At 68.0% G+C, this 21,610-nt stretch carries 24 protein-coding genes; 10 read left to right on the forward strand and 14 right to left on the reverse strand.

The window, feature by feature from the left end:
- Nucleotides 1–44: 44 nt before the first annotated feature.
- Nucleotides 45–1,451 (forward strand): cyclic nucleotide-gated ion channel, encoded by a 1,407-nt coding sequence (locus tag TSB10GB4_RS13710; RefSeq protein ID WP_186396212.1) that lies wholly within the window; start codon nt 45–47, stop codon nt 1,449–1,451.
- A 14-nt stretch (nt 1,452–1,465) separates the two neighbouring features.
- On the opposite strand, the gene TSB10GB4_RS13715 is transcribed toward TSB10GB4_RS13710, so the two are convergent.
- The 4 genes from TSB10GB4_RS13715 to TSB10GB4_RS13730 all read right to left on the reverse strand — a co-directional run bounded on the left by TSB10GB4_RS13715 (nt 1,466) and on the right by TSB10GB4_RS13730 (nt 5,488).
- Complete coding sequence (locus TSB10GB4_RS13715) at nt 1,466–2,674, reverse strand: GNAT family N-acetyltransferase (protein ID WP_186396213.1); 1,209 nt, start codon at nt 2,672–2,674, stop codon at nt 1,466–1,468.
- A gap of 3 nt (nt 2,675–2,677) precedes the next feature.
- A complete protein-coding gene (locus TSB10GB4_RS13720) occupies nt 2,678–3,547 on the reverse strand; it encodes a cupin-like domain-containing protein (RefSeq protein WP_186396214.1) in 870 nt (289 codons plus the stop codon).
- Between the two features lie 120 nt (nt 3,548–3,667).
- Nucleotides 3,668–4,108, reverse strand: a complete 441-nt coding sequence (locus TSB10GB4_RS13725) for a hypothetical protein (RefSeq protein WP_208984793.1) — start codon at nt 4,106–4,108, stop codon at nt 3,668–3,670.
- Nucleotides 4,109–4,273: 165 nt separating this feature from the next.
- Nucleotides 4,274–5,488, reverse strand: coding sequence for an NADP-dependent isocitrate dehydrogenase (locus TSB10GB4_RS13730; protein WP_186386318.1), 1,215 nt, complete (start codon nt 5,486–5,488; stop codon nt 4,274–4,276).
- 308 nt (nt 5,489–5,796) lie between these two features.
- On the opposite strand from TSB10GB4_RS13730, the gene TSB10GB4_RS13735 reads away from it, so the two are divergent.
- The gene (locus tag TSB10GB4_RS13735; RefSeq protein ID WP_186396215.1) at nt 5,797–6,333 is read left to right on the forward strand and encodes a molybdopterin-dependent oxidoreductase; all 537 of its coding nucleotides are present in this window, start codon (nt 5,797–5,799) and stop codon (nt 6,331–6,333) included.
- 101 nt (nt 6,334–6,434) lie between these two features.
- Nucleotides 6,435–7,877 (forward strand): ATP-binding protein, encoded by a 1,443-nt coding sequence (locus TSB10GB4_RS13740; protein WP_186396216.1) that lies wholly within the window; start codon nt 6,435–6,437, stop codon nt 7,875–7,877.
- A 123-nt stretch (nt 7,878–8,000) separates the two neighbouring features.
- On the opposite strand, the gene TSB10GB4_RS13745 is transcribed toward TSB10GB4_RS13740, so the two are convergent.
- Entirely contained in the window at nt 8,001–8,570 is a 570-nt protein-coding gene (locus tag TSB10GB4_RS13745) for an HdeD family acid-resistance protein (RefSeq protein ID WP_186396217.1), read from the reverse strand.
- 245 nt (nt 8,571–8,815) lie between these two features.
- Here TSB10GB4_RS13745 and TSB10GB4_RS13750 point away from each other — a divergent pair, with 245 nt between their 5' ends.
- The 5 genes from TSB10GB4_RS13750 to TSB10GB4_RS13770 all read left to right on the forward strand — a co-directional run bounded on the left by TSB10GB4_RS13750 (nt 8,816) and on the right by TSB10GB4_RS13770 (nt 13,710).
- On the forward strand, nt 8,816–9,601 hold the full coding sequence (locus tag TSB10GB4_RS13750) for an RNA methyltransferase (protein WP_186396218.1): 786 nt from the start codon (nt 8,816–8,818) through the stop codon (nt 9,599–9,601).
- 12 nt (nt 9,602–9,613) lie between these two features.
- Nucleotides 9,614–10,435, forward strand: a complete 822-nt coding sequence (gene murI, locus TSB10GB4_RS13755; RefSeq protein WP_186396219.1) for a glutamate racemase — start codon at nt 9,614–9,616, stop codon at nt 10,433–10,435.
- Nucleotides 10,436–10,629: 194 nt separating this feature from the next.
- Entirely contained in the window at nt 10,630–11,247 is a 618-nt protein-coding gene (gene rpsD / locus TSB10GB4_RS13760; RefSeq protein WP_186386324.1) for a 30S ribosomal protein S4, read from the forward strand.
- Nucleotides 11,248–11,406: 159 nt separating this feature from the next.
- The gene (gene ttcA, locus TSB10GB4_RS13765; protein WP_186396220.1) at nt 11,407–12,339 is read left to right on the forward strand and encodes a tRNA 2-thiocytidine(32) synthetase TtcA; all 933 of its coding nucleotides are present in this window, start codon (nt 11,407–11,409) and stop codon (nt 12,337–12,339) included.
- A gap of 102 nt (nt 12,340–12,441) precedes the next feature.
- A complete protein-coding gene (locus TSB10GB4_RS13770) occupies nt 12,442–13,710 on the forward strand; it encodes an Hsp70 family protein (protein WP_186396221.1) in 1,269 nt (422 codons plus the stop codon).
- Between the two features lie 15 nt (nt 13,711–13,725).
- On the opposite strand, the gene TSB10GB4_RS13775 is transcribed toward TSB10GB4_RS13770, so the two are convergent.
- From TSB10GB4_RS13775 to purL, 4 genes are all read right to left on the reverse strand, one after another.
- Nucleotides 13,726–14,007 carry an antitermination protein gene (locus TSB10GB4_RS13775; RefSeq protein ID WP_186396222.1) on the reverse strand — a complete coding sequence of 94 codons (282 nt, stop codon included), beginning with the start codon at nt 14,005–14,007 and terminating at the stop codon, nt 13,726–13,728.
- Nucleotides 14,008–14,206: 199 nt separating this feature from the next.
- The gene (gene grxD / locus TSB10GB4_RS13780) at nt 14,207–14,539 is read right to left on the reverse strand and encodes a Grx4 family monothiol glutaredoxin (protein WP_186386328.1); all 333 of its coding nucleotides are present in this window, start codon (nt 14,537–14,539) and stop codon (nt 14,207–14,209) included.
- 64 nt (nt 14,540–14,603) lie between these two features.
- Complete coding sequence (locus TSB10GB4_RS13785) at nt 14,604–14,837, reverse strand: BolA family protein (protein ID WP_186386329.1); 234 nt, start codon at nt 14,835–14,837, stop codon at nt 14,604–14,606.
- Nucleotides 14,838–14,852: 15 nt separating this feature from the next.
- A complete protein-coding gene (gene purL, locus TSB10GB4_RS13790) occupies nt 14,853–17,078 on the reverse strand; it encodes a phosphoribosylformylglycinamidine synthase subunit PurL (RefSeq protein WP_186396223.1) in 2,226 nt (741 codons plus the stop codon).
- A gap of 149 nt (nt 17,079–17,227) precedes the next feature.
- Here purL and yegS point away from each other — a divergent pair, with 149 nt between their 5' ends.
- A complete protein-coding gene (yegS, locus tag TSB10GB4_RS13795) occupies nt 17,228–18,127 on the forward strand; it encodes a lipid kinase YegS (protein ID WP_186396224.1) in 900 nt (299 codons plus the stop codon).
- 34 nt (nt 18,128–18,161) lie between these two features.
- Here yegS and TSB10GB4_RS13800 read toward each other — a convergent pair whose 3' ends face one another.
- Genes TSB10GB4_RS13800 through purS form a run of 4 tightly spaced genes read right to left on the reverse strand, consistent with a single transcriptional unit; the run spans nt 18,162 to nt 19,536 of the window.
- Nucleotides 18,162–18,422: a DUF2164 domain-containing protein gene (locus tag TSB10GB4_RS13800; protein ID WP_186396225.1), complete on the reverse strand. Its 261-nt coding sequence runs from the start codon at nt 18,420–18,422 to the stop codon at nt 18,162–18,164.
- Nucleotides 18,423–18,450: 28 nt separating this feature from the next.
- Nucleotides 18,451–19,125 carry a phosphoribosylformylglycinamidine synthase subunit PurQ gene (gene purQ / locus TSB10GB4_RS13805; RefSeq protein ID WP_186396226.1) on the reverse strand — a complete coding sequence of 225 codons (675 nt, stop codon included), beginning with the start codon at nt 19,123–19,125 and terminating at the stop codon, nt 18,451–18,453.
- Between the two features lie 38 nt (nt 19,126–19,163).
- The gene (locus tag TSB10GB4_RS23850; RefSeq protein WP_244301571.1) at nt 19,164–19,271 is read right to left on the reverse strand and encodes a phosphoribosylformylglycinamidine synthase-associated small membrane protein; all 108 of its coding nucleotides are present in this window, start codon (nt 19,269–19,271) and stop codon (nt 19,164–19,166) included.
- 25 nt (nt 19,272–19,296) lie between these two features.
- On the reverse strand, nt 19,297–19,536 hold the full coding sequence (gene purS / locus TSB10GB4_RS13810) for a phosphoribosylformylglycinamidine synthase subunit PurS (RefSeq protein ID WP_186386334.1): 240 nt from the start codon (nt 19,534–19,536) through the stop codon (nt 19,297–19,299).
- A 219-nt stretch (nt 19,537–19,755) separates the two neighbouring features.
- Between purS and TSB10GB4_RS13815 the strand changes: the two genes are divergently transcribed.
- Nucleotides 19,756–20,520 (forward strand): SDR family oxidoreductase, encoded by a 765-nt coding sequence (locus TSB10GB4_RS13815; RefSeq protein WP_186396227.1) that lies wholly within the window; start codon nt 19,756–19,758, stop codon nt 20,518–20,520.
- A 105-nt stretch (nt 20,521–20,625) separates the two neighbouring features.
- Here TSB10GB4_RS13815 and purC read toward each other — a convergent pair whose 3' ends face one another.
- Nucleotides 20,626–21,423, reverse strand: coding sequence for a phosphoribosylaminoimidazolesuccinocarboxamide synthase (gene purC, locus TSB10GB4_RS13820; protein ID WP_186386336.1), 798 nt, complete (start codon nt 21,421–21,423; stop codon nt 20,626–20,628).
- Nucleotides 21,424–21,610: the final 187 nt, after the last annotated feature.

The raw sequence follows: 21,610 nt of genomic DNA on the forward strand, positions 1-21,610 counted from the left end.
CCGGTCGCGACCCTCTTTGCGAAGGGGCTGGCGACCCGGTGGGCATGGCAGAAGTCGGGCCACGCGCAACCGACGAATTGTCCGCGTCGACGGGCCTGCTTTTGCGGGTCCGCCGGCGTGTTTATCGCTGGCTGGAGCTCGGCTCGGCCGGCGACCGTCAGGGGCGCTGGTTCGACCGGCTGCTGATCCTGCTGGTGGTTGCGGCGGTGGCCCTCGTGGCGCTGGAGACGGTGCCCTCGCTCGCCGCAGAGTGGGGCGACCGGTTCTCGCTCGCCGAGCGGATCATCGGCGCTGTTTTTCTCGCCGAGTATCTCGCGCGGCTGTGGGTGGCCGATCTGCACCCGCCTTTTCGGCACTATTCGCCGGCGGGCGCGCGGCTGCGCTATGCCCTGCAGCCTGCGGCCATCATCGATCTGCTGGCGGTGCTGCCCTTCGTTCTCGGGCTGCTGTTCGTGCCGGCGGACTTCAAGGTGATGGTGCTGCTGCGGTTTGCCCGCTTTTTCAAGCTGGCGCGCTATTCGCCGGCCTTGCGCTCGCTGACCAATGCGCTGCTGTCGGAGCGGCACGCGATCGGCGCCAGTCTGCTGATCATTTTCGGCGTGGTGATGCTGGCGGCGACCGCCATGTACATGGTCGAGCGGGAGGTGCAGCCGCAGGCCTTCGGTTCGATTCCCGATGCGGTCTGGTGGGCGATGACCACGGTGACGACGGTGGGCTATGGCGATGTGGTGCCGGTGACGCCGACGGGAAAGGTGCTCGGCGGGCTGGTGATGCTGCTCGGCTACGGGCTGCTGGCGCTACCGGTCGGTATTGTCGCCACAGCCTTCGCGCGCGAGATCCACTCGCGCGACTTCGCCGTGACCTGGGGCATGGTGGCGCGGGTGCCGCTGTTCCAGGATCTGCGGGCGGCCGACATTGCCGAGATCGCGCGGCTGCTGCGCGGCCAGTCGGTTTCGGCTGGCCAGGTGATCAGCCGCCGCGGCGAACCGGCAAGCAGCATGTATTTCATCGCCTCCGGCCTCGTCGAGGTGACGATGGGCCAGACCCGCGCGCATCTTGGCGAGGGTGGCTTCTTCGGCGAGATGGCGGTGCTGGGGGATCGCCAGCGCGTGGCGACCGTCACGGCGGAAAGCGACACGCGGCTGCTGGTGCTCGAGGCCCAGGACCTGCACGCGCTTATGGCGCGCAAATCCGATCTCGCGCGGCGGATCCTGGACGAGGTGCGGCAGCGGCGCGGCGCGTCCTGGGGCGATATCCTGGAAGAGGAGATCGCCGAGGCCGAGGAGATGGAACGGGGGGAAGTGACCGGTGCGGACGAGGCCGTGTCGGAGGCCGGGGAGGCGCTGCCGGACCTCTTTGCCGGATGGTCGAACACGGCGGATGCCGCCGTCACCGGCGCCGGCACGGATGCCGGGGCTGGCAGCGGACGCAAGGATACGGACGCAGGATAGCGGGCCGACGGTCCTTAGTTCAGCGCAACGGGCTTGGTGCGGCCGGCAATCCGGGTCCGCGGCAGCCGCTTGCGGCCGATCGCGGCAAGCAGGAGCACTTTCGCCGTGCGGGCCAGCCGGTGCAGGGCCGGGCGGTCCGTGAGCCACAGGCGCAGGGCGATCCGTCCCTTGACGGCGGCGAGATAGGCTGTGCCTTTCAGGCTGGCGGGTTCGGCGAGCGCCTTGACCGCCCGGTGGCGGCCGCCGAAGCGCTCCTTATAGTCATAGCTGCCGGCGCCGAAGTCATAGAGGTCGAAGCCGTGCCGCGCCGCCCATTCGATCTCCAGGATCGTGGCGATGAGCCCGGGCGAGTGCTTGCGATAGGGGCCGTCATCCAGCGAGCAGAGGATGCCGGTAACGACGCCCTGGTGGCAGAAGCAATAGCTGGTGGCGAGCCACGTGTCGTCCACCTTGAGGCCGAGGACCAGGACCTTGTCGCTCGCGCAGCCGGCGAGCGCCAGGCGGCGGTAATGGGCGTAGACCGCCGGATCCTGAAACAGGTCGGCGATGCCGAAGGCCGACAGGCGCTGCCGGCGCTGGCGCGCCATCACGCCGAGAACCTGATCGATCTGGCAGGGGCTGCGGGCCTCGACGATCTCGAAGCCGGGCAGCTTTTCAAGCTTCGCCCGCTGCTTGGCCATTTTCGCATAGAGCGAATGGTTGCGCCGCGCCCGCTCCAGGCTTTCCGGGTCGAGGTCGATGCGCGAGGCGCCTTCCCCGGTCTCGATCAGCTTGCCCTCGGTCCACAAGGGATTGGGCACGCCGCGATGTTCGCGGATGACCTTGCATAGCAGCAGCGCGTCATGCGGCGGCAGGGCGGCGAGGAAGGCCTGGCGGATCGCCACGAAGGTCCGCGCGTCGGAGCAGGCCTTCCGGTCGACCAGCGGGAAATGGTAGTCGACGACGCCGAAATCGAGAAAGCCGAGGCTGCGGATGCCGAAGCGGGTGTGGGCGATAAGCGGCACGATCATCAACGGGGCACCGGTCCGCGCCTCCGTGATCGCGATATAGACCGGCGTGCCGTGCCTGTTCGGCAGGACGCCGTCCTCCAGCGAGCGGACGAAGTCCAGCGAGAGGAAGGCGGTCGAGCAGCCCTCCTTCTCCAGCGTTCTCCACAGCGCGGCGAGTTCGGCATCGTGGACCGTGTCGAACTGGCGGGCGATCAGCCGGGCGGCTTGCGCCATGCGTCAGCCTCCTTTCTCGAACCGCAGCAGGCGCGAGCCGAGGCCGGTCTTGCGGCAGGCATAGGCGAAGGCCGCCTTGCTCCAGAAGCCGGCGCCGCTGGTGGCGCGTGAGCGCGGCCGGAGACCGAGGCCGTGGCGCAGCACGCCATTGGCATAGTTGAGCGCGAAATGGCGGCGGGTCTTGCGGGTGTGATACTCCACCGTTGCCGAGACGTTGAGGCTGTCGCCGTTGACCACGCGGTGCGGCCAGTTGAGCGGCCAGAACAGGGCATTGCCGGGCGTCAGGTCGATTACGGTCGCGGCCTCGTCGAAGCTCGGGTCGTAGCTGATCTCCTCGGCGGTGACGGCGGTCACCACGCGCTCCAGCTCCTCGGGCTTGAGATAGGGTTCGCGGCCGGGATAGAGCCAGATCCGCTTCTCGCCGCGTATGTGGATCAGGCCCTGGCCGGGCACGTCGGCATGGTAGTAGACGCGGGCGCGCGGCGAGGAGATCAGGATGCCGATCTGGCGGTTGTAGCTGTCGAGGCCGGGCACGGCCGCGTCGATCTGGTCCATGATGCCGTCGATCAGCCGCTGGTAGCGGGCATCGCGCCCGCCGACATGGCCGATATTGACCCACAGCGCACCGCTGCGCACGGCCTCGAACAGGCCGTGCGGGTCGTTGGCGGACAGATCGCTGCGGCGCCAGCGGCTCTTGTCCTCGACGCTGGTGTCCATCGTGGCGATCTCGCGCACGGCATCCGGGTTGTTGGCGACGAGTTCGGCCAGCGCCTCGTCCGAGAACAGCGGGTTGCCGGGAAGGTCATGGGTGACGCGAACGATCTCCCGGTCCCAGAGTTCCGCGATGTCTTGGGGAAGTCCCAGTGTCGTCATTGCTCCCTCTCCACCAATTCCGACTTTGGCGGAGGATGCAGTGTACAGGTGAAGATCGGGTCAACCGGGGCGCGTTGCGCTCGGCAAATCTGTCAATTTCTCTGCATGGTAAACGCTGGATTATGGCAGCAGGCCGCGCGGGATCTGGCGATAGAGCGGATTGCCGTCCCAGAAGGCGTCGGTCGGGCCGACGGCGTAATCGACGATGTTCCAGCGGCCGTTGGCGCGCACCAGCAGCGCATAGGTGCGCAGGCCGTCCATGTACTCGGCGTCCTCGCCATAGATGGTGGCGGCCGGATCGATCGGGGCGCCGCCGGGGCGCTGCGGATCGACGATCGCGAAGGCCCAGTCGCCGGAGACCCTGAGCCGGACGACCATGAATTCGACCGGCGCGCCGGTGCGCACCTCGACCAGCGGGCGGATCGCGTCCATCAGCGCGGCGCGCTCGGGCGTGCCGCGGGCCGGCTCGCGCGCACCCTGCGCGGCGGCGGGAAGGGCGAGGGCGAGAAGGGTGATGGCGGCGGCGAGAAGACGGGGCAGTCCGGCGGCAAACGCGGTCATCGGGAACCTCCGAAGCAGTGAGAGAGCGGCGCTATGGTAATCGGTCCCGCGCGCCAAGTCGCGGTGTCCTTGCGCTCGCGGGCATCAACAGGGCAAGGGGGGCCGAAATGCAGAAAGGCGCCCGCAAGGGGCGCCTTTCGCGTGTCGTCGCAAGGGCTTGACGGCTCAGGCGGCCATCGCCGACTTCAGGTTCTCGTCGATCTTGTCGAGGAAGCCGTTGGTGGTCAGCCACTTCTGGTCCGGGCCGACCAGCAGCGCCAGGTCCTTGGTCATGAAGCCGGCCTCGACGGTGTCGATGCAGACCTTCTCCAGGGTCGCGGCGAAGTTGGCGAGGTCCTGGTTGTCGTCGAGCTTGGCCCGGTGGGCGAGGCCGCGGGTCCAGGCGAAGATCGAGGCGATCGGGTTGGTCGAGGTCTCCTCGCCGCGCTGGTGCTGGCGGTAGTGGCGGGTGACGGTGCCGTGGGCGGCTTCCGCCTCCACCGTCTGCCCGTCCGGCGTCATCAGCACCGAGGTCATCAGGCCGAGCGAGCCGAACCCTTGCGCGACGATGTCGGACTGGACGTCGCCGTCGTAGTTCTTGCAGGCCCAGACATAGCCGCCCGACCACTTCAGCGCGGCGGCGACCATGTCGTCGATCAGGCGGTGCTCGTACCAGATCTTCTTGGCCTCGAAGGCCGACTTGAACTCGGCGTCGAACACCTCCTGGAAGATGTCCTTGAAGCGCCCGTCATAGGCCTTGAGGATGGTGTTCTTGGTCGACAGGTAGCACGGCACGCCGCGCTGCAGGGCGTAGTTCATCGAGGCGCGGGCGAAGTCGCGGATCGAATCGTCGAGGTTGTACATCGCCATGGCGACGCCGGCGGAGGGAGCGTCGAACACTTCGTGCTCGATGGTGGTGCCGTCCTCGCCGACGAACTTGACCGTCAGCTTGCCCTTGCCGGGGAAGCGGAAGTCGGTGGCGCGGTACTGGTCGCCGAAGGCATGGCGGCCGACGATGATCGGCTGGGTCCAGCCCGGCACCAGACGCGGAACGTTCTGCATGATGATCGGCTCGCGGAAGATCACGCCGCCGAGGATGTTGCGGATCGTGCCGTTCGGCGAGCGCCACATCTTCTTGAGGCCGAACTCCTCGACGCGGGCCTCGTCCGGGGTGATCGTCGCGCATTTCACGCCGACGCCGTACTGCTTGATGGCATTGGCCGCATCGACGGTGATCTGGTCGTCCGTCTCGTCGCGCTTCTCGATCGAGAGGTCGTAATACTTCAGGTCGATGTCGAGATAGGGGTGGATCAGCTTGTCCTTGATGAACTGCCAGATGATCCTGGTCATCTCGTCGCCGTCGAGTTCGACAACCGGATTGACAACCTTAATCTTCGCCATGTGCAGATGACCTCGCGTCTTGGGTGGCTTTCGCGCCTCATGCGCCCGAACCTGCCGGTCCTGCCGGGCGCCTGCCGTCGCAGGTTGGCGCCGCCGGTCAAGGATGCCGCGCGGCCCCTATAGCAAAGGGCCGGCCAAACGGAAAGCCAACCATTCGTCAAACTGCCCTTCGGCTGCAATCCAGGCGGCCGGAAACCATATCGGGCGATGCAACCGCCAGGCCCTTGCGAGAAGTGCCTATTCGGCGCATATCCTCCTGTCAAAGATTCGGAGGGAGCCCTTTGCAAGTGGAACGGATGCAAGGTCCGATGACGCGCTGGCGGCATGCCGGCCGCAAGGGGTTGGGCGGTGTCGTCGCGGCTCTCGCGCTCATTGCGGGCCTTGCGATGCCGCCGCTAGATGCGCCCGCGCTGGCCGACAGCGGGCCGGTGCTGGTGGTCAGCGGCGCGCTGGAAGGCGGGGCGCCGGTCGGCTTCACCCGCGCGGAACTGGAAGCGCTCGGCATGACGGCGGTGTCCACCGAGACGCCCTGGCTCTCCGAGGCGGCCGTGTTCGAGGGGCCGCTGCTGCGCGATCTGCTGGCCCGCGTCGGCGCCCGCGGCGCGTGGATCGAGGCGGTTGCGCTCAACAAGTACCGGGTGACCATCCCGGTCTCCGACGCGCTCGACCACGACGTGATTCTCGCCATGCGGGTCAACGGCAAGGAGATGAGCATCCGCGATCGCGGGCCGCTGTGGCTGATCTATCCCTGGTCCGACCGGGAGGAACTGCGCCGGGAGCTCTACTATTCGCGTTCGATCTGGCAGATCCGCGAAATCATAGTAGTGGATTCACGATCCGAATAGTTCTGGTTGAAATCGGCCTTCCCTCGGTTCCGCGACGCTTGTAAGCTTGCGGTTCGGCTTCGGCTTGCGCCGGGCGCGGGAAACGGGAGCGGATCGCGGCGATGGATCTCAGCGCAAGATGGGTGCGGACGCTTTACGTCGCGCTGATGATCGGCCTCACCATCATCAGCGCCTCGCTCTTCTTCGTGGTGTCCACCCTCAATCGCCAGAACAGCGAGGACCGCTCCGAATACCGGCAGAGTCTGATCTGGTACACGGCGCAGCTCGTCGTCGAGTATCAGGATCTGATGCACGCGCTCAACACGATGATCGTGCATGGCGGGGCGCCCGAACATGCGCAGGAAGTGACCGCGCGCTTCGACATCCTGTGGAGCCGGGCGATGCGCCTTGGCGAGGGCGAGGCGGGGCAGGAGCTGGTGCGGGTCGACGGCTCGGTGCCGCTGATGGGCGACCTGGAGGCGGTGCTGCGCGACTCCGACCCGGCGATGCCGGCGATTGCCGCCGGCGATGTCGCGGCCGCGCGCAAGCTGCGCGACGACTTCTCCGGCCTGCAGGCGACGCTCGATTCCTTCCGCTCGGCGGTCTACCGGCTGCAGCTCGACGCGGCCTCGCGCCAGCGCGCGGCGCTGCAGCGCACGGTCAATCTGGTGGTGGTGCTGATCCTCGGCCTGCTGGTCGCCGGCAGTTCCATGGGTCTGCTCCTGCTGCGCGACCGCAGCCGGCTGATGCGGCTGCAGGCGCAACTGGAGCGGCGGGTGGCCGAGCGCACCAGCGAGCTTGCCCAGGCCAATGCGGATCTGCGGCTGGCGAACGAGCGGCTGACCCAGTTCAACAATCTCGCCTCGCACGATCTCAAGGAGCCGGTGCGCAAGATCACCGTGTTCAGCGACCTGCTGCTGGAGGGGGTCGCCAACAAGGACCGCGAGACCATCGACTACGCGGCCAATGTGATGAAGACCTCGGCCGGCCGGGCGAAGACGCTGATCTCCAACCTTTTGAACTACTCGGCCGCCTCCGACCGGGAGCTGTCGCGCGAGGCGGTGCCGCTGGCACAGCTCGTCGAGCAGGTGCGCGACAGCCTGTCGGAGCTGATCCGCGAGAACGGCGCCAAGGTCGTGCTGCACGACAGCGATGCGCTGCTGACCGGCGATCCGGTGTTCCTGGAGCAGTTGTTCCAGAACCTGATCGGCAATGCCATCAAGTTCCGCCATCCCGACCGGGCTCCGGTGGTCGAGGTGCTCGCCGAGCAGCTCGCCAGCGGGGCGACGGCGAGCGTCACCATCCGCGACAACGGCATCGGCTTCGACATGCAGCACAAGGCGCAGGTGTTCGAGCCGTTCCGCCGGCTGCATTCGCGCGACCGCTATTCCGGCACCGGCATGGGCCTTGCCATCTGCCAGGCCATCGCCCGCCGTCATGGCTGGGATATCGACGCGGTCAGCGTGCCGGGCGAGGGCTCCGCGTTCCGCATCGACTTCATGGCCGGCGCCGGCAAAGGGGCCGGAGACGGCCGCCGGCCCGGCATGGTCGAGGCCGCCGAGTAGTCCGGCCGCGGGCTTTTCCCTTCCCTTGGCCGTCTCCTCTGGCGGTCTCTTTCCCGCCCTTCCTGAGGGGCTTCGGCTGTCCCTTCCGCTCAGGCGGACAGACGCTTCAGGCGGGCCGGGGCTTCAGGCGGACAGGCGCTGGCCGAGGGCGCGCGCGGCGAGCGCGATGGCGATGAAGCTCCAGCCGTTGATCAGCACCGAGACGCCGGCGAGCAGGCCGAGCACCCAGACGGCGGAGGAGGGGAACTCGAACCAGATGCACAGGCCGGCAATCGCCGAGACGATGCCGGCGGTGAGCACCCAGCCCCAGCCGTCATGCGGGCGGATCTTCATCGCCAGCAGGATCTGGGCGATACCCTGCGCCAGCAGGATCGCCGCGACGACGAGGGTCAGCGCCGCCGCGCCGATCACCGGGTTGAAATAGACGGCGATGCCGCCGGCCAGCGCGATGGCGCCGGTCGTAATGTTCCAGATGAAGCCGCCCCAGCCGGGAACGGAGAAGGCATGCCAGATCTGGACGGCGCCGCCGACGGCGAAGACGATGGCGATGACCAGCGTCACGGCGATGGAACTGGCGAGCGGCAGCGCGATCATCAGCATGCCGCCGATCACCAGGACGATGCCGAGGGCGAGAAACCAGCCCCATTTCTGGCGGACGGCTTCGGTGACGGGGAGGGAGGGTGCGTCGGTCATGGCGGGTCCTGTCGTCTGCGTCTTGGAGAGGGCGAGCGGTCGGCCTTGGGACGGGCGGAAGGTTCGCCTTGCGAGCGGGGCCGTCCGGGCAGGCGCCCGGCCTGACGGCCCGGACGCGATTTCAACCCCCGATATGTGAAGCTATCGTAACCGGGCGGGCGCTTCGACGGGATTTTGCGCCCCTTGGTCGGGTCGCCGTCACCGGGCGCTGGAAAAGCCGCGCGGATTGGGCTATCTCGCCCGCCATGACACGCAATTCGACCATCGACCCGGCGGCCAGGGTCACCGACCTGCCGCCGCCCTGCATCATCCTGTGCGAGCCGCAGCTTGGCGAGAACATCGGCACGGCGGCCCGCGCCATGGCCAATTTCGGCCTGCGCGAGTTGCGTCTGGTCAATCCGCGCGACGGCTGGCCGAGCGAGAAGGCGCGGGCGGCGGCAAGCCGCGCCGACCATGTGATCGAGGCGGTACAGGTGTTTGACAGCCTCGAGGCGGCGATTGCCGATCTCGGCTTCGTCTTCGCCACCACGGCGCGCTCGCGCGAGATCGCCAAGCCGGTGCGCGGCCCCGACGAGGCGGCGGTGACGGCGACGCGGCTCGGCGCCGGCGGCACCCGCACCGGCTATCTGTTCGGGCGCGAGCGCTGGGGCCTCAACAATGACGAGGTGGCGCTGGCCGACGAGATCGTCACCCTGCCGGTCGACCCGGACTTCGCCTCGCTCAACATCGCCCAGGCGGTGCTGGTCTGCGCCTATGAGTGGCGCTTGAAGGCGAATGACGGGGCGCTGCCCTTCCGTCTCGACGAGGAGCAGAACCCGCCGGCCAGCAAGGACGATCTCGTGCGCCTGTTCGAGCACCTGGAAGGGGCGCTCGACACGGTCAACTTCTTCCGCCCGGTGGAGAAGCGGCCCTCGATGGTCCGCAACCTGCGCAACATCCTTCAAAAAGCCTCACTCACCGATCAGGAGGTGAAGACCCTGCGCGGGGTGGTGGCGGCGCTCGAAGGCCGCTCGACCCGTCCGCGCGGCTGACGGGGGCAGACCATGGCGGAACCGGCTCCGGTTCTGGTTTTCGACAGCGGCATCGGCGGCCTCACGGTCGCCCGCGAGATCCGGCGGCTGCTGCCGGGCCTGCCGCTGGTCTATGCGGCGGACGATGCCGGCTTTCCCTATGGCGCCTGGCAGGCGGAGGCGCTCCCCCGCCACTGCACCGACGTGGTGGCGCGGCTGGCCGGCGCGTTGCGCCCCTCTGCCGTGGTCATCGCCTGCAACACTGCCTCGACGCTTGTTCTTCCTCCCTTGCGGGCGGCGCTCGACATTCCGATCGTCGGCACCGTGCCGGCGATCAAGCCGGCGGCCGAGCGCACCCGCTCGGGCCTTGTCAGCGTGCTGGCGACGCCGGGCACGGTCACGCGCGACTACACGTTCGACCTGATCCACCGCTTCGCCCCGGACGTCGCGATCACCCTGGTCGGCGCGCGGCGGCTCGCCGGCCTTGCCGAGGAGGCGCTGCGGCGCGGGCGGCTCGATGCGGACCTGCTGGCGGCGGAGATCGCCCCGTGTTTCGTGGAAAAGGGCGGCCGGCGCACGGATGTGGTGGTGCTGGCCTGCACGCATTTTCCGCTGCTGGCGGAGCGGATGGCCGAGATCGCGCCCTGGCCGGTGGAGTGGCTCGACCCGGCGCCGGCCATCGCCCGCCGGCTGCGCGACGTGCTCCTCGCCAGCGGTGCGGCGACCGGCGAGGGGCTGCTTGCTGCGCCGGTGCGGATGCTGGCCACATCGGGGGCGGATCTTTCCTCCGCGCTCGGCCTTCTGTCGGGGCAAATGCCGGCGATTTCCGGCGTGGAGGCGGCATCGAGCATTTGACTCGAAGGCGGCTTTGGAGTAGGCATCCTCTCGCTTTGCGGGCCCTGTCGGCCCGCTTTGCATTTCACGCAACCGTGGAGCCCCGCGCCGGCGCCGTTGGCCGGGGGTCCTGTCGCCTGTTTCGCCGCTTTGCGGAAAAGCAGGAGAGGAGGTCGCGTTTCCTTGCAAGAAGGCAAACAACGAGGGAACCGCGCATGTCGAAGCGCCATGGTGTAAAGTACAAGATTGACCGCCGGATGGGCGAGAACATCTGGGGTCGTCCGAAGTCTCCGGCCAACCGCCGCGAGTACGGCCCGGGCCAGCACGGCCAGCGCCGCAAGGGCAAGCTCTCCGACTTCGGCGTGCAGCTCCGCGCCAAGCAGAAGCTCAAGGGCTACTACGGAAACATCTCCGAGAAGCAGTTCCACAAGATCTACGTGGAAGCCTCGCGGATGAAGGGCGACACGTCGGAGAACCTGATCGGCCTGCTCGAGCGCCGTCTCGACGCCATCATCTACCGCGCGAAGTTCGTTCCGACCGTCTTCGCCGCCCGCCAGTTCGTCAACCACGGTCACGTCAAGGTCAACGGCCGCCGCGTCAACATCGCGAGCTACCGCTGCAACCCGGGCGACCTGATCGAGGTCCGCGAGAAGTCGCGCCAGCTCGTCACCGTGCTTGAGGCCGTGCAGTTGGCCGAGCGCGACGTGCCGGACTATATCGCCGCCGACCACAGCAAGATGACCGCGACCTTCGCGCGCGTCCCGACGCTGACCGACGTGCCGTATCCGGTCCAGATGGAACCGAACCTGATCGTCGAGTTCTACTCGCGCTGATTTTTGAAAAAGTCCGCCAGGCCTTTGAGGGGCGCGCCACCGGCGCGCCCCTTTGCTTTTATGGGGGCGCGGCTTTCCGCTTGGCGCTGGCGGCGCGAGGCGCTATTCCAGCGGGATCATCGACCCTCCCGTTTCAGCCAGCCGGGGCGCGCGCCAGCCATGACCGACCTTGCCGACCCTGTGGAGAGCGACGTTCCCGCGCTCTATCGCAATGCGCCGTCCTCGGTCGGCTTCAAGAAGCTGCGCAAGCGGCTGCTGCGCGAGACGCGCGAGACCATCGCCCGCCACGCCATGGTCGAGGCGAGCGGCGCGCGGCCGCGCTGGCTGGTCTGCCTGTCGGGCGGCAAGGACAGCTACACGCTGCTCGCCGTGCTGCTGGAGCTGCAATGGCGCGGGCTGCTGCCGGTCGATCTTCTGGCCTGCAATCTCGACCAGGGCCAGCCGGGCTTTCCCTCGCATATCCTGCCCGAATTCCTGAGCGAGAACGGCATCCCGCACCGGATCGTGCGGCAGGACACCTATTCCATCGTCACCTCGAAGATCCCGCAAGGGCGCACCTATTGCTCGCTGTGCTCGCGGCTGCGCCGGGGCCTGCTCTACCGCACGGCGCGCGAGGAAGGCTGCCAGGCGGTGGTGCTCGGCCATCACCGCGAGGATGCGCTGGAAACCCTGTTCATGAACCTCTTCCATGGCGGGCGGCTGTCGGCGATGCCGGCGAAGCTGGTCAATGACGACGGCGACCTGATGGTGCTGCGGCCGCTGATCGCCTGCGCCGAGGATGACATCGCCCGCTTTGCCCGCGCCATGGCGTTCCCGATCATCCCCTGCGACCTGTGCGGCAGCCAGGACGGACTGCAGCGGGCCGAGGTGAAGCGCATGCTGCAGGCCTGGGAGCAGGAGAGCCCCGGCCGGCTCGCCACCATGGCGAAGGCGCTGACGCAGGTCCGCCCGTCGCATCTCAACGATCTCTCGCTGTTCGATTTCGCCGGGCTCCGCCCCGGCTTGGCCGAGGCCCCGGTGTCCGCCGGCGAGGCGGAGGAGCCCTGCGCTGCCGGCCTTGCCATGACACGGACGCTGTTCGCCGCCGAATAACCGCCCCGACCAGAGCGCTGCCCGCGCCGGGGGGACCGTCTCCCGGCCGCCGGCAGCGCTTTCCCTGCGCCGGCCGCGGCGCGACCCGATCCGGACCCGACCATGACCAGCCTTCGCCCCTGCGGCATCGACTTCGGCACGTCCAACTCCACCGCCTCGCAGCTCCTGGGCGACGGCACGGCGCGGCTGCTGCCGCTGGAGGGCGACAGCGTGGTGCTGCCGAGCACGATCTTCTTCTCCTTCGAGGACACGCATGTGCGCTTCGGCCGCGATGCGGTCGCCGCCTATGTGGAGGGCATCGAGGGGCGGTTGATGCGGGCGCTGAAGAGCGTGCTCGGCTCCAGCACCATGAGCGAGAAGACGACGATCCGGGCGCAGCGCTGGACCTTCGGCGAGATCATCGGCCTTTATCTGTCGCAGGTGAAGCACCGGGCCGAGCAGGCGGCGGGCCATGCCTTCGACGCGGTGGTGCTGGGCCGCCCGGTGCGCTTCGTCGACGACAATGACGCAGCCGACCGCCGCGCGGAAGGCGAGCTGGAGGCCATCGCCCGCAGGGCCGGCTTTGCCTCCGTCGCCTTCCAGTTCGAGCCGATCGCCGCCGCGCTCGATTATGAGCGCGCGGTGACGCGCGAGGAACTGGCGGTGATCGTCGACCTTGGCGGCGGCACCTCGGATTTCGCGGTGGTGCGGGTGTCGCCGGAGCGGCGGGGCAAGGTCGACCGGCGCGAGGACATTCTCGCCAGCACCGGCATTCATATCGGCGGCACGGATTTCGACCGGCTGCTCAGCCTTGCCCGGGTGATGCGGGAACTCGGCTATGGCACGCGCTCGCGCGATCCGCGCCGCGACCTGCCGAACTGGGCCTATTTCGAGCTCGCCACCTGGCACCGGATCAACTTTCTCTACGCGCCGCAGATCGACACGCGGCTGCGGGAGTTGCGCCAGGACGCGGCGCGGCCGGACCTTGTCGAGCGGCTGATCGCGGTGATTTCGCAGCGGCAGGGCCATGCGCTGGCCGGCGCGGTGGAGGCGGCGAAGATCGCCCTGTCGCATGAGGAGGTTCACCGCCTCGGCTTCCCCTTGCGCGGCGGCGCGCTCGACATCGCGATCACGCGCGCCGATCTGATCGCGGCGATCGAACAGGCGGTGGCGGGTATCGAGGGGGCGCTGGCGGCGTGCCTGGCGCAGGCGGGCGTTGCGGCGGGGGAGATCTCGTCGGTGTTCCTGACCGGCGGCTCGGCGTCGGTGCCCTTCGTGCGGCAGCAACTGACCGGCTTGCTACCCGGCGCAAGGGTGGTGCAGGGCGATGTCTTCGGCAGCGTCGGCACGGGCCTTGCCCTCGACGCTGCCCGCAAATACGGATCGCGGTGAGCTGCGGGGAAGCGGCTACGATCCGTTGCCGGCGGCAAGGCCGCGGTCGAAACCGGCCGGCTGGTTGCGCACCAGGATGACGAGGGCGGCGGAGGCCTCGGCCGCGCCCTTTTCGGCAAGGCCGCCATGGGCCCGGCAGGTGTCGGCGTCGCTGAGGCCGTTGCCGGCGGGGGCGAAGACAGTGAGGTTCACGCAGGAGATCCGGCGCAGCCCGGCATCGGACTCCTGCGCCACGGTCGCGAGGCCGAGGCCCAGGCTGAGGGCAATACCGGCAACGGCAAACTTCGCTATCCGCATCTGTCGTTCCTTTCGGTGACGGGAACCCCTGTTCACCCGAGAACTAGCGCTTCTTCCGTGAGCGCAGTCTGAAACGCGCATTCATCTGACATTCATCGTGAGTGATTCGGCAAATTTTGCCTAGTCAGCAAATTTTGCAAAAATAAAGGGCGGATCGACTTGGATACGCCCCTTATTAACTCTTTATTAACCCGTTTGATCAGCTCGGCTGACGGACAGGGATGCCCTTTTCCGTGAAGTGCGCCTGAAGTTCCTGGTTCTGGAACATCTCGCGCACGATGTCACAGCCGCCGACGAACTCGCCCTTGACATAGAGCTGGGGAATGGTCGGCCAGCTCGAGAACTCCTTTATGCCCTGGCGCAACTCGTCGTCCTCGAGCACGTTGATGCCCTTGTACGGCACGCCGACATAGTCGAGGATCTGCACCACCTGGCCGGAGAACCCACACTGCGGGAAGGCCGGGGTGCCCTTCATGAACACGACGACGTCGTTGCTGTCGACCTCGTTCTTGATCCACTGCTGAATGCTCATCTCATTGTCCTTTCGTTCTGCCGGGTCAAGATCCGGCGACCGTGGGATGTCCGCTGTGCGGCGTTCATTCCGGAGCGCTGGTCTGCAGGGCGAGTGCGTGCAGCTCGCCCCCCATGCTCCCCTTCAAGGCCTGATAGACCATCTGGTGCTGCTGCACCCGGCTCTTGCCGCGAAAGCTCTCGGCCACCACCTCGGCGGCGTAGTGGTCGCCGTCGCCGGCGAGATCGCGGATCGTCACTCTCGCGTCCGGAATCCCTTCCTTGATCAGCCGTTCGATGTCGCGGGCGTCCATGGGCATGGGATCAGTCCTCGATTACTTGCCGTCGATGAAGCGGGGGAACCAGGAGTCGTGCACCGCCTTCAGTTCCTCAACGGATATCGCACGCGCACCGCCAAGCTTCAAGGAGGTGCCGCCTGTCGTCCCGATCGAGGGGGCGAAGATGCCGAGCGACTCCTGCTCGGCGCGCAGGGCCGCCCACTCCGCGCCGTGCGGATCGAGGTCGACGGTGACAAGGTAGCGCGCCTGGTCCTCGCCGAAGAAGACGGGGATCGGATCGATGTCCGGGAGACCGGCGATGGTCGCTCCGATGCCGGAGGCCATCGCCATTTCGGCCAGGGCGATGGCGAGGCCGCCATCCGACAGATCGTGGCAGGCGGTGACGATGCCGCGGCCGATGAGGTCGCGCACATGGTCGCCGACGCGCTTCTCGGCCGCCAGGTCGACCGGCGGCGGGGTGCCGTCGGCGCGGCCGTGGACGTCGCGCAGATAGGCCGACTGGCCGAGATGGCTGCCCCAGCCCTGCGGCGCGCCGACCAGGACGATCATCTCGCCCTCGGCGGCGAAGCCGATCCGCGCCATCTTCCCGGCATCCGCGAGCAGGCCGACGCCGGCGATGGTCGGGGTCGGCGGAATGCCCTTGCCGCTGGTCTCGTTGTAGAGCGAGACATTGCCGGAGACGATCGGGAAGTCGAGCGCCCGGCAGGCCTCGCCGATTCCCTGGATCACCCGGACCAACTGGCCCATGATCTCGGGGCGCTCGGGATTGCCGAAGTTGAGGTTGTCGGTGGCCGCCAGCGGCAGCGCGCCGGTGGCGGTGATGTTGCGCCAGCATTCGGCGACCGCCTGCTTGCCGCCCTCGAACGGATCGGCCTCGCAGTAGCGCGGCGTGACGTCGGAGGAGAAGGCGAGCGCCTTGGCGGCATGGCCCTCGATGCGCACCACGCCGGCATCGCCGCCCGGCCGCTGCAGCGAGTTGCCCTGGATCAGCGTGTCATATTGTTCCCAGACCCAGCGCCGCGAGGACAGGTCGGGCGAGCCGAGCAGGGTCAGCACCGCGTCGGCGATGTCGGCCTGCGGCACGTCGTCGGCGGCGAGGGCCGCCGGCCGGGCCGGCTCCACCCAGGGGCGGTCGTATTCCGGCGCCTCGTCGCCGAGTTCCTTGATCGGCAGGTTGGCGACTTCCTCGCCCTGGTGCAGGATGCGGAAGCGCAGGTCGTCCGTCGTCCGGCCGACCACGGCGAAGTCGAGGCCCCATTTGCGGAAGATCGCCTTGGCCTCCTCCTCCTTCTCGGGCTTCAGCACCATGAGCATGCGCTCCTGGCTCTCCGACAGCATCATCTCATAGGCGGTCATGCGCTCCTCGCGCACCGGCACCTTGTCGAGGTCGAGCTCGATGCCGAGGTCGCCCTTGGCGCCCATCTCGACGGCCGAGCAGGTCAGGCCGGCCGCGCCCATGTCCTGGATGGCGATGACCGCGCCCGAGGCCATCAGTTCCAGGCAGGCCTCCAGCAGACACTTTTCGGTGAACGGATCGCCGACCTGCACGGTCGGGCGCTTTTCCTCGATCTGGTCGTCGAATTCGGCGGAGGCCATGGTGGCGCCGCCGACGCCGTCGCGGCCGGTCTTGGCGCCGAGATAGACGACCGGCAGGCCGACGCCCTCCGCCTTCGAATAGAAGATGGCATCGGTGCGAGCGAGGCCGGCGGCGAAGGCGTTGACCAGGATGTTGCCGTTGTAGCGCGCGTCGAAATTGACCTCGCCGCCGACCGTCGGCACGCCGAAGGAATTGCCGTAGCCGCCGACGCCGGCAACGACGCCGGACACGAGATGGCGGGTGCGCGGGTGGTCCGGCGCGCCGAAGCGCAGCGCGTTCATCGCCGCGATCGGCCGGGCGCCCATGGTGAAGACGTCGCGCAGGATGCCGCCGACGCCGGTCGCCGCGCCCTGATAGGGCTCGATATAGGACGGGTGATTGTGGCTCTCCATCTTGAAGACCACCGCCTCGCCATCGCCGATATCGACGACGCCGGCATTCTCGCCCGGTCCCTGGATGACGCGCGGCCCGCTGGTCGGCAGGGTCTTCAGCCACTTCTTCGACGACTTGTAGGAACAGTGCTCGTTCCACATGGCCGAGAAGATGCCGAGTTCGGTGAAGGTCGGCTCCCGCCCGATCAGCGCCAGGATGCGGTCATACTCGTCCGGCTTGAGGCCGTGCGCCTCGACCAGCTCCGGAGTGATGGCGATGTCGTTGGGGATCATGGGGGCCTGCAACCTTGAAAGCGGAAGATGCCGCCCCTTTAGCAAACCGCAAGGGCAAAGGGAATTGTAGACATGCCGCTTTCGGCTCGCCATCTATCGATAGGTGCCCGCCGCGCCGTTCCTTGCGAAACGAAAGACCGGATTCCCGCATGCGCCGTCTCCTGCTGATCCTCAATGGCAAGTCCGCGCAGCGCGAGGATGTGCGCGGCGCCGTCGAGCGGGTGCGCGGCGAGGGCTGCGAGATCCGCGTGCGGGTGACCTATGACGGGGACGACGCGGCGCAGTTCGCGCGCGAGGCGGTGCGCCTTGCCGGCGACGCGCGGCCGCAGGTGATCGTCGCCGGCGGCGGCGACGGCACGGTGAACCAGGTGGTTGCCGCCGCGCTGGAGGCGGATCCCGCGACCGACTGCGCCTTCGGCGTGCTGCCGCTCGGCACCGCCAACGACTTTGCCACCGGGCTCGGCCTGCCGGTCGACGATGCGGCCGCGGCGCTGGCGCTCTGCGCGGCGGCGGCGCCGCGGCGGATCGATGTCGGGCGGATCAACGGCCGGGTCTTCGTCAATGTGGCGAGCGGCGGCTCCGTCACCCGCATCACCCGCGAGACCGACCCGCGCGCCAAGCGGCTGCTCGGCGGAGCGGCCTATCTCATCGCCGGCGCCAGCCGGATCGGCGAGCTGGCGCCGACGCGCGCCGCCTTCGCGGCCGACGGGTTCTCCTGGGAGGGCGACTTCATCGCCATGGCCATCGGCAATGGCCGGCTGGCCGGCGGCGGCGTGCCGCTCTGCGCCGAGGCGCGTGTCGACGACGGCCGCCTCGACCTGACGCTGTTTCCTCAGCCCGACGCGGACAATCTGATGACGCTGCTCTCCGGCCTGCTGCGCGAGCCGGGCAGCCAGTTCGACGGCTATGCCCGCAAGGCGCGCTTCACCCGGCTGACCATCGAGGCCGAGGAAGACCTCGCGCTCAATCTCGACGGCGAGCCGATGTCGGCACGCCGGCTCGACGTGCAGGTCGATCCGGCAGCGCTGAGCTTCATCACCGGAAAATAAGACTGCGCGCCCCGCAGGAGCGGTTCATCTGCGGTCAGGGGCGGATGGGCTTTTCCAGCGCATAGACCGCGTCGGTCGCCTCTTCCAGCCGGGCGGCAATGGCGGCCTGGGCATCGAACAAGCCGCGATTGTAGAAGGCGTTGCCGATCTCGGCGGCGAGGAAGTCGAGGAAGGCCTCGGTCTCCAGCATGCCGGCCTCGACGCCCAGTTCATCGCGCAGATAGGCGCGCAGGCGGCGGGCAAGCTCGGCCTTTTCTTCGCCTGAGAAGGGAGATCCGGAGGCGGAGCGGCTCATCGGTTGTCTCCCGTGTCTCGTGGCCGGCTCAGGCGGCGGCGAAGGCCGCGCAGATGCTCTCGAAGAAGGCGCGCCCGTCGGTGCTGGTCTGCTGGTCGTCGACGTAGTTTTCCGGGTGCGGCATCATGCCGAGCACATTGCCGGCCTCGTTGGTGATGCCGGCGATGTCGTTGAGCGAGCCGTTCGGGTTGGTGCCCTTGGCATAGCGGAAGGCGACGCGATCCTCGCCCTCCAGCCGCGCCAGCGTCTCGCGATCGGCGAAATAGTTGCCGTCGTGATGGGCGACGGGGCAGCGCCAGACCTCGCCCTTGCGCATGCCGGCGGTGAAGCGGTTGGCGGTGGAGGCGGTCTCCAGCAGCACCTCGCGGCAGACGAAGGTGAGGCCGGCATTGCGCATCAATGCGCCCGGCAGCAGCCCGGCCTCGGTCAGCATCTGGAAGCCGTTGCACACGCCGAGCACCAGGCCGCCGCGGGCGGCGAAGGCGCGGATCGCCTCCATCACCGGGGCGCGGGCGGCGATGGCGCCGGAGCGCAGGTAGTCGCCATAGGAAAAGCCGCCCGGCAGCACGACGAGGTCCACGTCCGGCAGGCTGGTTTCGGCATGCCACACGGCCTGCGGCTTGCGGCCGCAGGTCAGCTCCAGCGCATGCATGATGTCGCGCTCGCGATTCGAGCCGGGGAAGGTGACGACGGCGGACTTCATGGCGGGAAGGCTCCCTTTCGGTTCACGCGAGGATCGGTTCAGACCAGGAACAGCGCGGCGGCGAGCGCCAGCGCGGCCGGCAGCAACATGAAGATCGCCGCCTTGATCAGCAGGAAACGCAGGGCCCTGGCGCTGTCCTCGTCCATTTCGGTCCCGGCTCCGCGAGGATCCTTACAGGATCTCGATGTCGTAGTTCTCGATCACCGTGTTGGCGAGCAGCTTCTCGCACATGGCGGCGAGATCGGCGCGCGCGGCCTGCGCATCGCGGCCGCTGAGCTCCAGGTCGAAGACCTTGCCCTGGCGCACGCTGTCGACGCCGGCGAAGCCGAGCGCGGCAAGGCCGCCCTCGATGGCCTTGCCCTGCGGGTCGAGGACGCCGGTTTTCAGGGTAACGGTCACGCGTGCTTTCATCGGGGGACGTCTCCGCAGGTCGGCGCCGGCGCGTTGGCGTCCGCCGGCAGGGCATTTGCGCCGCTTCTAGCGCGCTGGCCGCGCGGAAGGAAGGGGCTTCTGTGCGTTTTGCGTCGGCCGGATGCGTTTCGCATCGGTGCCGGGGCGATCTCTAATCGGGTGTCGCCGCTCTCCCGCCTTGCCTATCAACCGTTCCGTTGACAACGCAAGGAGGGCTTCATGCCGATACTGGAAGACAAGGTCGCAATCATCACCGGGGCGAGCTCCGGGCTGGGAGCGGCGACGGCGCGGCTCTTCGCCGCGCAAGGTTGCGCGGTCGTGCTGGGCGCGCGGCGCTCCAGCGAGTTGGAAGCGGTCGCCGGGGAGATCGAGCGGGCGGGCGGCCGGGCGGCCGTGCTTGCCGGCGACGTGCAGGAGGAGGCCTATGCGAAGGCGCTGGTCGATCTCGCCAAGGACCGCTTCGGCGGGCTCGACATCGGCTTCAACAATGCCGGCATGATCGGGCCGATGGCGCCGGCGCCGTCCCTGTCGCTCAGTGACTGGAACACGGTGCTCGCCACCAACCTGACCAGCGGGTTCCTGGGGGCGAAATACCAGATTCCGGCGATGGAGGAGCGTGGCGGCGGTTCGCTGATCTTCACCTCGACCATCGTCGGGTACTCGGTCGGCCTGCCGGGCATGGCGGCCTATGGCGCCAGCAAGGCCGGGCTCGTCGGCTTGACGCAGGTGCTGGCGGCCGAGCATGGCGCGAAGGGCATCCGGGTCAACGCCATCCTGCCGGGCGGCATCGACACGCCGATGGGACGCGAGGCGGCTTCGACGCCGGAGGCGCTCGCCTTTGTCGAGGGGCTGCATGCGCTCAAGCGCATCTCCGCGCCGGAGGAGGTGGCCCGCTCGGTGCTGTACCTTGCCTCGCCGGCCTCCAGCTTCACCACCGGAACGGCGATGCTGGTCGACGGCGGCGTCTCGATCAACCGCACCTGATCTTCGGCGCGAGGCGTCCCCGAAAAACCGAAAGCCCCGGCCGTTTCCGGTCGGGGCTTTCCGTGTTCCGCCGAGCGCGACGCCCGGCGATCTTGCTTGACCGGCTTACTTCACGAGCACCGGACCGGTGCCGTTCGGCCGGTCGTTGTCGTTGAGGATGCCGAGGCGCCGGGCCACTTCCTGGTAGGCTTCCAGCATGCCGCCGAGGTCGCGGCGGAAGCGGTCCTTGTCCATCTTCTCGTTGGACTGGATGTCCCACAGGCGGCAGCTATCCGGCGAGATCTCGTCGGCGACGACGATGCGCATCATGTCGCCTTCCCACAGCCGGCCGCATTCGATCTTGAAATCGACGAGACGGATGCCGACGCCGAGGAACAGGCCGGTCAGGAAGTCGTTGACGCGGATCGCCAGCGCCATGATGTCGTCCATCTCCTGGGGCGAGCACCAGCCGAAGGCGGTGATATGCTCCTCGGAGACCATCGGGTCCTCGAGCGCATCGTTCTTGTAGTAGAACTCGATGATCGAGCGCGGCAGTTGCGTGCCTTCCTCGATGCCGAGGCGCTTGGACAGCGAGCCGGCGGCGACGTTGCGCACCACCACTTCGAGCGGGATGATCTCGACCTCGCGGATGAGCTGCTCGCGCATGTTCATCCGGCGAATGAAATGGGTCGGGATGCCGATCGCGTTGAGATGGTTGAAGATGAACTCGGAGATCCGGTTGTTCAGGACACCCTTGCCATCGACAATCTCATGCTTCTTGGCGTTGAAGGCAGTTGCATCATCCTTGAAGTGCTGGATGAGCGTACCAGGTTCCGGGCCCTCATAGAGGATCTTGCCCTTGCCCTCGTAAATGCGCCGGCGGCGGTTCATAGGCACGTACCGTGTTTGAGAAAGAAAATCCATATTGGCGGAGATGCTCCGGTTGACTGCGGTCCCTTGCCCTGTCGGACAGTGTCTCGTTCGGCGGAGGCCGGACCCGGGACGGTCATCGGAAGGGCGCGAGAACGGCAGTTGCGCTTTCGGCCCCCCGCTCGATGGCGCGGAACCTACACGATCGCCCTGGAAAGTACAATGAAGCCGCTCAAGAGAT

Source organism: Stappia sp. TSB10GB4, from assembly GCF_900185745.1.
In the GTDB taxonomy this organism is placed as follows: domain Bacteria; phylum Pseudomonadota; class Alphaproteobacteria; order Rhizobiales; family Stappiaceae; genus Stappia.